Origin of the sequence: Allobosea sp. RCC_152_1 (assembly GCF_041360765.1) — a bacterium.
Lineage (GTDB): Bacteria > Pseudomonadota > Alphaproteobacteria > Rhizobiales > Beijerinckiaceae > Allobosea > Allobosea spartocytisi.
Map to the genome: position 1 here is coordinate 715,262 of NZ_JBFUPU010000002.1, position 13,674 is coordinate 728,935.

The 13,674-nt window shown below is 66.5% G+C and carries 12 protein-coding genes; 4 read left to right on the top strand and 8 right to left on the bottom strand.

The genetic code is table 11. From position 1 onward, the window contains the following. Positions 1–91 precede the first annotated feature (91 nt). Together AB6806_RS09850 and AB6806_RS09855 are read right to left on the bottom strand one after the other, a co-directional pair. Positions 92–1,165: a patatin-like phospholipase family protein gene (locus tag AB6806_RS09850; protein WP_142021982.1), complete on the bottom strand. Its 1,074-nt coding sequence runs from the start codon at positions 1,163–1,165 to the stop codon at positions 92–94. Continuing rightward, positions 1,162–1,947, bottom strand: a complete 786-nt coding sequence (locus AB6806_RS09855; RefSeq protein ID WP_038359726.1) for a 3-hydroxybutyrate dehydrogenase — start codon at positions 1,945–1,947, stop codon at positions 1,162–1,164. The genes AB6806_RS09850 and AB6806_RS09855 overlap by 4 nt, the downstream gene beginning before the upstream one ends. Before the next feature lie 113 nt (positions 1,948–2,060). On the opposite strand from AB6806_RS09855, the gene AB6806_RS09860 reads away from it, so the two are divergent. The 3 genes from AB6806_RS09860 (at position 2,061) to AB6806_RS09870 (ending at position 5,947) form a co-directional block, all read left to right on the top strand. Continuing rightward, positions 2,061–2,609, top strand: a complete 549-nt coding sequence (locus tag AB6806_RS09860; RefSeq protein WP_038359728.1) for a Fur family transcriptional regulator — start codon at positions 2,061–2,063, stop codon at positions 2,607–2,609. A gap of 13 nt (positions 2,610–2,622) precedes the next feature. Further along, positions 2,623–3,897, top strand: a complete 1,275-nt coding sequence (ispG, locus tag AB6806_RS09865) for a flavodoxin-dependent (E)-4-hydroxy-3-methylbut-2-enyl-diphosphate synthase (protein ID WP_142021983.1) — start codon at positions 2,623–2,625, stop codon at positions 3,895–3,897. 79 nt (positions 3,898–3,976) lie between these two features. Further along, on the top strand, positions 3,977–5,947 hold the full coding sequence (locus AB6806_RS09870) for a potassium transporter Kup (protein ID WP_370954526.1): 1,971 nt from the start codon (positions 3,977–3,979) through the stop codon (positions 5,945–5,947). Positions 5,948–6,154: 207 nt separating this feature from the next. On the opposite strand, the gene AB6806_RS09875 is transcribed toward AB6806_RS09870, so the two are convergent. The 5 genes from AB6806_RS09875 to AB6806_RS09895 form a co-directional block, all read right to left on the bottom strand. Beyond that, positions 6,155–7,081, bottom strand: a complete 927-nt coding sequence (locus AB6806_RS09875) for a DMT family transporter (protein WP_370954527.1) — start codon at positions 7,079–7,081, stop codon at positions 6,155–6,157. 95 nt (positions 7,082–7,176) lie between these two features. Next, a complete protein-coding gene (locus AB6806_RS09880; RefSeq protein ID WP_038359732.1) occupies positions 7,177–7,659 on the bottom strand; it encodes a MarR family winged helix-turn-helix transcriptional regulator in 483 nt (160 codons plus the stop codon). A 102-nt stretch (positions 7,660–7,761) separates the two neighbouring features. Further along, a complete protein-coding gene (locus AB6806_RS09885) occupies positions 7,762–8,343 on the bottom strand; it encodes an NAD(P)H-dependent oxidoreductase (protein ID WP_142021985.1) in 582 nt (193 codons plus the stop codon). Between the two features lie 2 nt (positions 8,344–8,345). Continuing rightward, positions 8,346–9,770 carry an FAD-binding oxidoreductase gene (locus tag AB6806_RS09890; RefSeq protein ID WP_142021986.1) on the bottom strand — a complete coding sequence of 475 codons (1,425 nt, stop codon included), beginning with the start codon at positions 9,768–9,770 and terminating at the stop codon, positions 8,346–8,348. After that, a complete protein-coding gene (locus tag AB6806_RS09895) occupies positions 9,767–11,098 on the bottom strand; it encodes a cytosine deaminase (protein ID WP_142021987.1) in 1,332 nt (443 codons plus the stop codon). Before AB6806_RS09895 ends, AB6806_RS09890 begins: the two co-directional genes overlap by 4 nt. A gap of 171 nt (positions 11,099–11,269) precedes the next feature. On the opposite strand from AB6806_RS09895, the gene folD reads away from it, so the two are divergent. Continuing rightward, entirely contained in the window at positions 11,270–12,130 is an 861-nt protein-coding gene (folD, locus tag AB6806_RS09900) for a bifunctional methylenetetrahydrofolate dehydrogenase/methenyltetrahydrofolate cyclohydrolase FolD (protein ID WP_142021988.1), read from the top strand. Positions 12,131–12,267: 137 nt separating this feature from the next. Here the strand turns inward: folD and lpdA are convergent, their stop codons facing one another. Beyond that, on the bottom strand, positions 12,268–13,668 hold the full coding sequence (lpdA, locus tag AB6806_RS09905; RefSeq protein ID WP_142021989.1) for a dihydrolipoyl dehydrogenase: 1,401 nt from the start codon (positions 13,666–13,668) through the stop codon (positions 12,268–12,270). Positions 13,669–13,674 lie beyond the last annotated feature (6 nt).

Sequence of the window (13,674 nt, forward strand, 5' to 3'; positions counted from 1 at the left end):
GCCATCCGCGAATGCATCGAGCCCTCATCCTGAGGAGCCGCAAAGCGGCGTCTCGAAGGATGAGGACTGAAGGTCCGGGCAGCCGGAGCCTTCAGGTAATCGCCTCCTTCAGGTCGAGCGTGCCGACCTTGCCGATGGCGTCGTAGTTGCGTTTCAGCCAGCGCTTCGCCGCCGCCCGGCCCATATCCCTGAGCCGGAGCAGGAAGTCCCATTCCGCGTTCATGCGGGAGGAGGAGGTCAGCTCCGCCAGGGGCGGGCCGCCGTCGATGCGATGCATCAGCACGCGCTTGTATTCGTCGCGCGGCAGCTTGCCGTCGTCGATGAGGCGATTGACGAAATCGATCGCCCTCAGCTCGCGCAAAAGCGAAGCGTTGAAGGTGATCTCGTTCAGCCGGTCCTGGATTTCCCGTGCCTTGGTCGGCAATTCCCGCCGCTGGATCGGGTTGATCTGGACGAGCAGGATGTCGTCGCAATGCGCCTTGTAGAACAGCGGGAACAGGGCGGGATTGCCCATATAGCCGCCGTCCCAATAGGCTTCGCCGTCGATCTCGACCGCCTGGAACACCATCGGCAGGCAGGCCGAGGCCATTACATGGTCCGGCGTCAATTGCTCGCCGTCGAACACCGCGATCTTGCCGGTTCGCACATTGGTGGCGGCGATGAACAGCTTCACGGCGTCCTGCGCCCTGACCTTCTCAAAGTCGATCAGGTCGGCGACGACGCCCCGCAGCGGATTGATGTTGAGCGGATTGACGTCGTAGGGGCTCGCCACCTTCGAAAACATCTCGAAGAACAGCATGCCCGGCGGTGTTCCCGTGCTATTGCCCCAGGCGCCGAGCATGGTGTCGATCAGCGAGCGCTCCGAGCCGCCATATTTGCCGTCGACGCTGATTGCCCGCCAGAAGGCCTCCAGCTTGGCGCGCGCACCGTCCGCTCCGCCGTCGAGCCAGCCCTCGGCCAGCACGACGGCGTTCATCGCGCCGGCGCTCGTCCCGGTCAGCGCCTCGATGCCGAGGCGCCCATCTTCGAGGATGACGTCGAGCACGCCCCAGGTGAAGGCGCCATGCGCGCCACCACCCTGCAAGGCGAGCGAGACGGTCTTCTCCGCTTTCGGTCCCGCCAGGCCCTTGACCGGCTCCGAGCGGCGGTGCGGGCGCCCGCTCACGCGGCGGTCCAGCCGCCATCGATCGGCAAGGTCGCGCCCGTGATCGACTTCGCCGCATCGGTGCAGAGGAACAGGGCGAGCGCCGCCACCTGCTCGACCGTGACGAATTCCTTGGTCGGCTGGGCGTCGAGCAGCACGTCGTTGATGACCTGCTCCTTGGTCATGTTGCGCGCCTTCATCGTGTCGGGGATCTGCTTCTCGACCAGCGGGGTCCAGACATAGCCCGGCGCGATGGCGTTGACGGTGATGCCCTTGGTCGCGACCTCGAGCGCCACCGTCTTGGTCAGGCCGGCGATGCCGTGCTTGGCCGAGACATAGGCGCTCTTGAACGGCGAGGCGACGAAGGCATGTGCCGAAGCGGTGTTGATGATGCGGCCCCAGCCCTTTTCCTTCATCTTCGGCAGCGCGGCGCGGATCGTATGGAAGGCCGAGGACAGGTTGATCGCGATGATCTGATCCCATTTCTCCGGCGGGAACTCGTCGATCGGCGCGACATACTGGATGCCGGCATTGTTGATCAGGATGTCGATGGCGCCGAAGGCCTTCTCGCCCTCGGCGATGAAGCCGGCGATCTCGGCGGGCTTGGTCATGTCGGCGGGCGAGAACACCACCTTGATGCCGAATTCCTGCTCGAGATCGGTGCGCAGCTTCTCGGCATCGGCTGGGGGCATGATGCCGTTGATGACGAGATTGGCGCCTTCCTTGGCCAGTGCGCGGGCATAGGCGAGCCCGATGCCGGAGGTCGACCCGGTAATGGCGGCAGTACGGTCTTTGAGGAACATGAGCGTCAAGGCTCCTGACAATCGGGGAGAAAATGCTTAGGTTCGGGTTCGAACGAGGCAATGCACCGACACGATATCGCCGCACGTTGCCCGATGAGTCTTTGCAACGCAACATGACGAAAATGCAGTCGAACGCGCATCATCACGGCGAACATGACCATGCGTCGCATACGCATGGCGACGAAGCCTGCCGCCATGCGGTGGACCACCGCCAGCACGCGGCGGAGGCTCTGGCCCGCGCCGAAAGGATCTGCCGGGAACGCGGCCTGCGCCTCACCCCGATCCGGCGCAAGGCGCTGGAAGCGCTCCATGCCGACCACCGGCCGGTCGGCGCCTATGATCTGGCCGACCGCATCTCGCCGGAAGGCGGGCGCAGGCTGGCGCCGATCTCGATCTACCGGGCGCTGGACTTCCTCGTCGAGCAGGGCTTCGTCCACCGGCTCTCCTCGAAGAACGCCTATGTCGCCTGCCTGCACGGGCATGGTGCGAACGAGGTCGTCGCCTTCCTGATCTGCGAGGTCTGCGGCGGCGTCGATGAGGATTCTTCGCCCGCGATGAAGAAAGCGGTGGCGGCGATCGCGGAAACACGGCAATTCTCGCCCTCGCATCAGATGGTCGAGATCGTCGGCCGCTGCGAGCATTGCCGGAACGCCGGCCCGTGATAGAGCAGCCCGCATGAACGAGCGCGCCTTTTCCTATCTGACGCCGGAACACGCAGGCCCGCTGGCCCGCCAGCTCACCGTCCCGGTCAAGGTCGGCCACGTCACGGTCGGCGGCGGCGCGCCGATCGTCGTCCAGTCTATGACCAATACCGACACGGCCGATATCGCCGCCACCGTCGCGCAGGTCGCGGCGCTGGCCCGGCAGGGCTCGGAGCTCGTGCGCATCACGGTCGATCGCGACGAGGCCGCCGCCGCCGTGCCGAAGATCCGCGAAAGGCTCGACCGCATCGGCGTCGACGTGCCCCTCGTCGGCGACTTCCACTATATCGGCCACAAGCTGCTGGCCGACCATCCGGCCTGTGCCGAGGCGCTGGCGAAATACCGGATCAATCCGGGCAATGTCGGCTTCAAGGACAAGAAGGACAAGCAGTTCGGCCAGATCGTCGAGATGGCGATCAAGCACGGCAAGCCGGTCCGCATCGGCGCCAATTGGGGCTCGCTCGACCAGGAGCTGCTGACGGCGCTGATGGACGAGAACGCCCGTTCGCCCCGCCCGCTCGATGCCCGCGCCATCATGCGCGAGGCCATGGTCCAGTCGGCCCTGCTCTCGGCCGAGCGCGCCGAGGAGATCGGGCTCGGCCGCGAATACATCATCCTTTCGGCCAAGGTCTCCGGCGTGCAGGACCTGATCACGGTCTATCGCATGCTGGCGAGCCGGGCGAACTACGCCATCCATCTCGGCCTGACCGAGGCCGGCATGGGCTCGAAGGGCATCGTCGCCTCCTCGGCCGCGCTCGGCATCCTGCTGCAGGAAGGCATCGGCGACACCATCCGCTATTCGCTGACGCCGGAGCCGGGCGGCGACCGCACGCTCGAGGTCAAGACGGCGCAGGAGCTGCTCCAGACCATGGGCTTCCGGGCCTTCGTGCCGCTCGTCGCCGCCTGCCCCGGCTGTGGCCGCACGACCTCGACCGTGTTCCAGGAGCTCGCCCGCGACATCCAGAACTGGATCTCGAACTCCATGCCCGAATGGAAGACGCAATATCCCGGCGTCGAGAACCTCAACGTCGCGGTGATGGGCTGCATCGTCAACGGCCCCGGCGAGTCGAAGCATGCCGATATCGGCATCTCGCTGCCGGGCACCGGCGAGGCACCGACGGCCCCCGTCTTCGTCGACGGCAAGAAGGTTGCGACCCTCAGGGGCGCCGGCATCGCGGAGGAGTTCAAGGCCATGGTCGCAAGCTATATCGCCCACCGCTTCGGTACCGGGCTCGGCGCAGCCGGCTGACCGCTCCCTTTGCCAGCCGCCTGCGTTATGGTAGAGGCCCCGGCCTTCCGCTGCACTGCAGCACGAGCGGAGATCCCCAATGGGGCATGAACAAACGGGTCTTTCGACCGTCAGGCCGGAAGACTCCCGTTTCGGTCTGGACGATGGCCATGGTGCCGCCGGCGGCCCCGGCCACGGCCACGGCAAGCACGGCTATACCGCGCTGGCCCTCGGGGCGCTGGGGGTCGTCTATGGCGACATCGGCACGAGCCCGCTCTACGCGCTGCGCGAAACCCTGCTGGCGGCCACCGGCGGGCAGGAGAATGTCGTCATTCCGCCGACGGTCGTCATCGGCGTTCTGTCCCTGATCCTCTGGTCGCTCGTCATCGTCGTGACGCTGAAATATGTCGTCCTGCTGATGCGGGCCGACAACAACGGCGAAGGCGGCATCCTCACGCTCGTGGCGCTGGCGCAGCGCGCCTTGGGCCGCAACCGCAGCCGGGCCGCTCTGCTGCTCGGCATGATCGGCGCCGGCCTGTTCTATGGCGACACCGTCATCACCCCGGCGATTTCGGTGCTCTCGGCCGTCGAGGGCGTCAAGCTGGTCACGCCCGTGCTCGACGACTACATCCTGTGGATCGCCTCGGCGATCCTGATCGGCCTGTTCGTCGTGCAGAGTCACGGCACCCAGCGCGTGGCGACCTTCTTCGGCCCGATCATGCTGATCTGGTTCGTGACGCTGGCCGGCCTCGGCATCTACCACATCGCCGACGACCTCACGATTTTCCGCTCGATCAACCCCTATTACGCCCTGATGTTCTTCCACGACCATGCCGGCGTGGCTCTTGCGGTGCTCGGCTCGGTCTGCCTGGCGGTGACCGGGGCCGAGGCGCTCTATGGCGATATGGGTCATTTCGGGCGCGGGCCGATCCGTGGCGCCTGGCTCTATGTCGTCTTCCCGGCGCTCTGGCTCAACTATCTCGGCCAGGGAGCGCTGATCCTGTCCGACCCGAGCGCCATCGACAACCCGTTCTACCGGCTGGCGCCGGAGGGCTTCCTGCTGCCCTTCGTCGTGCTGGCGACGGTCGCGACCATCATCGCCAGCCAGTCGGTGATCACCGGCGCCTTCTCGCTGACCCGTCAGGCGATCCAGCTGGGGTTGCTGCCGCGCATGGAAATCCGCCACACCTCCGAGCAGACCTCGGGCCAGATCTACGTGCCGCGCGTCAACCTGATGCTGCTCATCGTCGTCCTGATCCTGGTCTGGTCGTTCCGGACCTCGTCGAGCCTGTCACACGCCTACGGCATCTCGGTCTTCGGCACGATGGTGGTTTCCTCCATGCTCGCGGCGATCGTCATCCGGCGCCACTGGGGCTGGAGCCTGCCGGCCACCGCGGCGATCATCCTGCCCTTCCTGCTGGTCGACCTCTCCTTCTTCTCGGCCAACATGCTGAAGCTGTTCCATGGCGGCTATGTGCCGGTGCTGCTCGCCATGGCGCTGACGGTGGTGATGTGGACCTGGATGCGCGGCACCAAGATCCTGTTCGACAAGACCCGCAAGACGGATGTGCCGCTGCTCGAACTCGTCGGCATGCTGTCGAAGAGCCCGCCCGCCCGCGTCAAGGGCATGGCGGTCTTCCTGACCAGCGATCCCGAGACGGCGCCGGCCTCGCTCCTGCACAACCTCAAGCACAACAAGGTGCTGCATGAGCGCAACGTCATCCTGACCGTGCGCTCGGTCGACACGCCCCGCGTCGCCGAGGAGGAGCGCGTGCGCCTCTCCCGCATCACCGACGATTTCTGGCGCGTCGATCTGGTCTACGGCTACATGGAGAGCCCGAACGTGCCCAAGGGGCTGGCCATGCTGCGCAAGCAGGGCTTCAAGTTCGACATCATGTCGACCTCGTTCTTCCTCTCACGCCGCTCGATCAAGCCCTCGCCGCAATCGGGCATGCCGGTCTGGCAGGACAATCTCTTCATCAGCCTGACCAAGAGCGCGACCGACGCGACGAGCTTCTTCCAGATCCCGACCGGCCGCGTCGTCGAGGTCGGCACGCAGGTCACGGTCTGAGCGGAAGTCCGGACGCGCCTCGTCATTCTCGGGCGGAGCGAAGCGCAGATCCGAGAATATCTCGCTCAGGAAATGCTCGGGTCAAGCCCGAGCATGACGACCCGCTGCGCTCGATCTAGCCGCACCGTGTCGCCTCTTCGCACGTGAGCACCGGACGCGCGGAAAACGCCGTCAGTCGGCCACCGCAGCAGGGTTGCCGGGAGCCTCTCAGTCCAGCCGCGCCGAACTCGCCTCTTCGGGCACATGCCGCACCCGCTCGCGATAGAGCAGGTAGAGGCCCGAGGCGATGACGATGCCGCCGCCGATGAAGGTCCAGCGATCGGGCAATTGCCCGAAGACGAGCCAGCCCATCAGCACCATCCAGACGAGCTGCGAATAGATGAAGGGCGCCAGCACCGTCGCCGGCGCCAGCCGATGCGCCAGGATCAGCATCCAGTGCCCGACGGCGCCGAAGAAGCCGGTCGCGAACAGCGCCGCCCAGGCGAGAGGTTCCTGCGGCGTCGTCCAGACGAAAGGCAGGACCGGCAGCAGCGCCAGCGTGCCGGCGAGCCCGGAATAGACCATCGTGGTCTCCGAGGAGTCGGAGGCCGCCAGCACCCGTGTCGACAGCGCATAGAAGGCGTAGCAGAAGCAGCCGGCGACCGAGAGCAGCGCCGCCGGATGCATCCCGCCCACGCCCGGGCGCGTCACCACCAGCACGCCGAGGAAACCGATGCCGATGGCCATGAGCCGGCGCGGTCCGGGCCATTCGCCGAGCAGCGGCCCCGACGCCAGCGCGACCAGGAAGGGCGCCGCGAACATGATCGAGATCGTCTCAGCAAGCTGCAGATAGCGCAGCGCGAAGAAGTTCAGCACCGTCGAGGCAAGCAGCATCAGCGAGCGGAAGAATTGCAGCCAGGGCCGCTTTGCCCTGAGTACGCCGGGATGGCTCCACGGATTGATCACGAAGGAGACCAGCGTGACGCTGACGCCGTAACGCGCGAAGGCGACGAGCAGCGGGTCCATGCCGTGGAGGCCGAGCCATTTCGCGTTGGTGTCGAGCAGAGCGAAGCAGATGACGGCAGCGCACATCAGGCCAATGGCCGTCAGGCGCGCGCGGCGCGCCTCGTCGACAGTCTGGGAAGGCGCAGGCAAGCCCGCCTCGCTATGATCTGAGCGAATGAGGAGATCAGGCTTAAACGATTTGAGGCGGCCTGCCAGCACCGGAACGCATGCGCTCCATGCATCAATCAGGCGTCGCTATCGGCCTCTTCACCATCGATCTCGGGATCGTCATGGTCGGCGCCGGCCTTGGAGAGGCCCTTGGCCGCCTTGCGCAGCAGCTTGCGCAATTGCTTGCGCTCCTTGCCGTCGAGCTTGTCGAGCAGCTCCTCCTCGACATCGTTCCAGACCGCGTCGAGCTCGGCCGCCGTCTTCTGCCCGGCTTCCGTCAGGGCGACCTGCACCAGCCTGCCGTCCCGATTGCCGCCCTCGCGCGTCACCAGACCCTGCAGCGAGAGCCGGCCGATCGTCTTCGAGACGGTCGGCGGCTTGACCCTGAGCAGCGAGGCGAGCTCGCCCATCGTCATCGGTGCCGGCTGCAGCGCCTTCAGCGCCTGCTCCTGCCCGGGGAAGAGGCCGAGCCCGTTCAGCTTTTCGCCCATCCGCGAGCGATGCAGCCGCGCCGTCACGAGCAGGGCGCGACCGACGCTTTTCTCGAGAGCCTTGGTCATGGAGCCATCCTTCGGCGGATCCTTGCGCGGATAAGGAAGACGCTTCGCCGGCTGCGTATTCGCCCGCCAACATGACAGACAGATGACAATCCCATGTCGGTCTTAAAAGACCGCGACTTTCGCCGCGACTTTTTGCAGGAAAGCGGCGCGGCTTTCGGGCGTGGCGCGATTCATGCCGTAATGCGCCAGATAAACGGGGCGCACCGTCGGATGGCAGACGGCCCGCAACGCCCGGCAAACCAGCCTGCGCGGCGGATTTCCCATCAGAAAAGCCGTCCAGCGCGTGGCTCCATAGCTCGTCACTGCGACGAGTTTGCGAATGTTGCCGAGCGCCGGCTCGACCTTGCCGCCGACGAGCTCGAAGGAGACGCCCGGCAGGAAGACCCGGTCGAAGAACCCCTTCAGGATCGCCGGATAGCCGAAATTCCAGACCGGAAAGCACAGCACCAGCGCGTCGGCCGCCTGCAATCGCGCGACATAGCCGGCAACGTTCGATCTGTTGCTGGCTGTGTCGTGATAGGAGCGGCGCTCGTCGGGGCTCAGAACCGGATCGAACCCCTCGGCATAGAGGTCGCAGTCATCGACCTCGTGCCCGGCCTGCCTGAGCCCCTCGACCACCGTCCGGTGCAGGGCGGCGCCATAGCTCTCCGGGTCGGGATGGGCGAAGAGGACGAGCACGCGCATCGTCAGCCGGCCCCGGCTTCGGACAGGCTGCGGAACAGGAAGGTCTTGCCCGAGCGGTAGTCGTAATCCGGGTCCTCCCAGGCGATCATCTTGCCGGGGTTGAGCAGCCCCTGCGGATCGGCCTCGCGCTTGAAGGCGAGCTGCGTCTCGTCGGTCTGCTTCATGCCGCCCTCCTCCAGCGTGTAGCGATGCGGATTGAAGATCGGCGCACCCATCTCCTCATGGATGGCGATGATCTCGTCCAGCCGCTCCTCCGTCGTGAACCGCAATAGCGGCAGGCCGAAACAGGTGATCTTGCCATCGAAGCGCACGAATTCGAGATGCGCGATGAGCTCCTCGCCGAAGCGCCGATGGATGGCCTCGACCAGCTCGACCTGATCCGGGAAGGGATAGAGCACCTGGAGATAGGTGATCGCCGGATCGACCCGCAGCGCGCGCAGCGTCGTGTGGTTCCAACCGAGCTCATAGGCCGGCGGCAGGCCCTTGGCATCCTCCGGTGAGAGCGTGTCCGAGCGCAGCAGAAGCTCCGCGCCCCGGAAGCGCCGCGCATAGGCCGTGAGCGCATCGACGGCGAAATCGGCGGCCATGACAACGACGAGATGGCTGTCGCGCGGCAGGAACTTGCGATGGCGCAGGAAATAATCATGCGGCGCCGGCGCGGCGAAGACGCTGAGGTTCTTGAGCGCGAGCCCGTCCTGCTCGCCGACCGCATTGGCGAATTCGGTCGCAACGCGCAGGTTTTCGAAGCCGACGATGACATCGACCCAATCATAGGCCGGACCGAGCGGCATCTCGACCTCGGTGATGATGCCGTTGGTGCCATAGGCATGGGCGACCTTGTGCAGGTCCTCGCCCGCGAATTCGAGCAGGCGCGGGCTTGCCTCCATCGTCGCGACCTTGAGCCGGATGATGTTGCCCCAGTCGCGCAGCCCGCCCCATTTGATCGAGCCGACGCCGCCCGACCCGCCGGCGATGAAGCCGCCGATCGAGGCAGTCTGATAGGTCGAGGGGTGCAGCCTGAGTTCCTGCCGCGAATGCGCCCGTGTCTCGTCGTCGATGCGGGCCATGATCGCGCCGGGCTCGGCGACATAGCGGCCGGCGCCGATCTCCTTGACCTTGTTGAAGCCGGAGAGATCGAGCAGCACGCCGCCCGAAAGCGGCATCGCCTGCCCGTAATTGCCGGTGCCGGTGCCGCGCGGCGTCACGGGAATGCCGAGCGCGTGGCAGGCGGCGAGCGTCTGAACGACCTCCGCCTCGCTCGTTGGAGAAACCACGATATCGGCCACGACCTGATCGAGCTGGCGCTTCAGCACCGGCGAGTACCAGAAGAAGTCGCGGCTCTTCTGTTTCACCAGCGCCGGGTTCTCCTCGGTGCGGACGCCACTGATGCGGGCTTTTAGCCCCGCGATGTCGTAGCGGCTCGTCATGATGCTCTACCCATCAGATGATCCAGCTCGCGGTAATCCGGGAGGGTCCGGTCGATCGCCCTGCCCGCGACCAGGACGCTGCGGTCCCCCTGCGGCCGGGCGAAGAACTCGGTCCAGCTCCGCGCCCGCGTCAAGATGAGATCGGCTGGCCCGCCCGCCGCCAGCACGCCGACACCGTCAAGCCCCATCACGGCCGCCGGCGTCCGTGCCACGGCGCAAGGCCAGTCCGAACCGGAATGATCGAGCTGAAGGATGCGCGTCGCCTCGCGCAGCACCTCCACGAGGTCGAGATCGCCATAGGCGTAGAACGGATCACGCGTGTTGTCGGAGGCGACCATCACCGGCACGCCGGCCGCCTTCAGCTCGTGCAGCGCCGTAACGCCGCGCCAGCGCGGCGTGCGGCCCGCCTGCCGGTCCTGCAGATACAGGTTGCAGAGCGGCAGCGAAACCACCCCGATGCCGGCCTCCTTCACCTTGCCGATGATCCGCGCCTCGTCCTCCGGTGCCTGCAAGCTGAGCGAGCAACAATGCCCGCACAGGATCTTACCGGTGAAGCGGTGCCGCAGCGCCGCATCGGCGATGTGCTCGAGCGAGCGGGCTGCCGGGTCGTTGCTCTCATCGACATGGAAATCGAGATCGAAGCCGTTCTCGCTCGCCGCCCGGAACAGGATGTCGAGCGCCCGGTCGAGCTCCGGGATCATGTAGGTGACGCAGCCGAGAAGCCCGTCGCCATGCATCTTCACCGCCGCGATCACCGCCGCCATATGCGCCGGATCGAGCGCCTGCTCGACGCCGAACAGCGGCGAGGCCTGCAAGGCGATGTGCCCGGCCCAGCGTTCCCGCATCTCCGCATAGACCGGCCAGGAAATACCGATCTGTTTGCCGAGCGAATCGAGATGCGTCCGGATCGCAGCGGTGCCATGGGCAAAGGCCGTGCGCAGCGAGAAATCCATGCGCGTCCGGACATCCAGCGCCGACCAGTTGGCCTCGCGGTCATTGGCGACGGCAGTGAGCGCGCCCGGAAACGTCCCGTCCGGATTGGGACTGCGCGGCCAGATATGACCCTTGTCGAGATGGGTGTGGCAGTCGACCAGACGCGGCAGCACGATGCCGCCCTCGAGGTCGAGCGCCGGCCGATCGTCCCTCAGCGTCTCGGTTCCCGCCGGCAGCAGCGATTCGATCCGACCATCGGCAATCGCAAGGTCGATCCGGGCAAACCCGTCACGATCCGCGGCGAAGGAGCCGCCATCGATCAGGCAAAGCGGCGCGCTCATATTGAGCAGGCGGAAGGCGGATGCATCCGGAAGCGTGGCGAAACCCAACGTCACTTCCGCACCTCCCGCATCGGCCCTCCGCTACTGGATATCGGCCCGCCCTGTGCCCCGCAAGCGCGACCGCCGCAGGGCCCATGGCGCAGAAGGCCACGCAGCCGTCGCATCCGGGCTTGTCCGTGCGGGCGGGATCGCGCATGAGAGCGGCTTCCGGCAGGAGGACGCATCATGACGCAACAGGCACGCATCATCGACGGCAAAGCCGTAGCAGCGGAATTGCGCGCCGGCATCGCCCGCGAGGTCGCCGCACTCAAGGCAGCGCGCGGCATCGTCCCCGGCCTCCATGTCGTCCTCGTCGGCGAGGACCCGGCGAGCAAGGTCTATGTCGCCTCCAAGGAGAAGCTCGCCGTCGAGGTCGGCATGAACTCGGTCGCCCATCGCCTGCCGGCCGAGACGACCGAGGCACAGCTCCTCGCCAAGCTCGCCGAACTCAACGCCGATGACAGCGTCGACGGCATCCTCGTCCAGTTGCCCCTGCCGAAGCATATCGACACCGGCCGCATCATCGACGCCATCGACCCGGCCAAGGATGTCGACGGCCTGCACCCGATCAATGCCGGCCTGCTCGCCGGCGGCAAGAACGGCCTCGTACCCTGCACGCCGCTCGGCAGCATGCTGCTGCTGAAGCAGGCGCTTCCGTCGCTTTCGGGTCTCGATGCCGTGGTGATCGGCCGCTCGGAACTGGTCGGCCGCCCGGTCGCGCAGCTCCTGTTGCAGGCCGACTGCACGGTTACCATCGCCCATTCGCGCACGCGTGATCTGCCCGCGGTGGTGAAGCGCGCCGATATCGTCATCGCCGCAGTCGGCCGCCCGCGCATGGTCAAGGGCGACTGGATCAAGCCCGGCGCAACCGTGATCGATGTCGGCATCAACCGCCTGCCCGACGGCAAGTTGACGGGCGATGTCGATTTCGCCGAGGCGGTAGAGGTCGCGGGCGCGATCACGCCCGTCCCCGGCGGCGTCGGCCCGATGACCATCGCCTGCCTGCTCAAGAACACGCTGACGGCCTTCCACGCCCGACGAGGTTGAGCGCAGCAATCAGCGAGACCGCCACGGGCGGCCCGGCCCTTCCTCGGTTAGCCCCTAAAAAAAGGAGCTGCAATCCTGCAGCTCCTTTTTTCGTTCCTGCAGCAGGGCCGCGCCAGAGGCACGGCCCGCCAACCCGATCACATATGGATCTGGCGCTTCTCCACCGCCATCGCGGCTTCCTTCACAGCCTCGGCCAGCGTCGGATGGGCGTGGCAGGTACGGGCGAGATCCTCGGACGAGCCGCCGAACTCCATCAGCACGGTCACTTCCGCGATCAGGTCGCCGGCATGCGGGCCGATGATGTGGCAGCCGAGCACGCGGTCGGTCGCGGCATCGGCCAGGACCTTCACGAAGCCCTCGGTGTGGCGGATGGCGCGGGCGCGGCCATTGGCCGTGAACGGGAACTTGCCGATCTTGTAGGCGACGCCGGCCGCCTTCAGCTCCTCCTCGGTCTTGCCGATCGCAGCCACTTCCGGCGCGGTGTAGACGATGCCGGGGATGGCGTCGTAGTTCACATGGCCATGCTTGCCGGCGATGATCTCGGCGACCGCGACGCCCTCATCCTCCGCCTTGTGCGCCAGCATCGGCCCGCGCACCACGTCGCCGATCGCGTAGATGCCGGCGACATTGGTCTTGAAATGGTCGTCGATGACGACGCGGCCGCGCTCGGTGGCGACACCCGCCTTGTCGAGGCCGAGACCATCGGTGTTGGGACGGCGGCCGATCGCGACCAGCACGATATCGGCGTTGAGCGTCCTGGCCTCTCCGCCTGCGGCAGGCTCGACGGTGACGGTCGCACCGCCCTTCTTGGCCACGTCGACCTTGGTGACCTTGGAGCCGAGCTGGAAGGTGAAGCCCTGCTTCTCCAGGATGCGCTGGAACTGCTTGGCGACCTCGCCATCCATGCCGGGCAGGATGCGGTCGAGGAACTCGACGACGGTGACCTTGGCGCCGAGCCGGGCCCAGACCGAGCCGATCTCGAGCCCGATCACGCCGGCGCCGACCACGACGAGCTCCTTCGGCACGGAGCCGATTTCGAGCGCGCCGGTCGAGGTGACGACGGTCTTCTCGTCGATGGCCACGCCCGGCAGCGGCGCGGATTCCGAACCCGTCGCGATGACGATGTTCCTGGTCTCGATCTCCTGCGCCTTGCCGTCCTCGGCGGTGACGACGACCTTTCCGGCGGCGGGGATCGAGGCCGTGCCGCGGAAGGCGTCGATCTTGTTCTTCTTCAGCAGGAAGCCGACGCCATTGACGTTCGCGTCGATGGTCTCCTGCTTGTGCGCCATCATCGCCTTGAGGTCGAGCTTCGGCTTGCCGACGACGATGCCGAGCTTCTCGAAGGTGTGGCCGGCCTCCTCGAACATCTCGGAAGCGTGCAGCAGCGCCTTGGAGGGAATGCAGCCGACATTCAGGCAGGTGCCGCCATGGGTGGCGCGCTTCTCGACCACCGCGACCTTGAGGCCGAGCTGGGCGGCGCGGATGGCGCAGACATAGCCCCCGGGGCCGGTTCCGATGACGACGAGATCGTAGGACATCTCTAT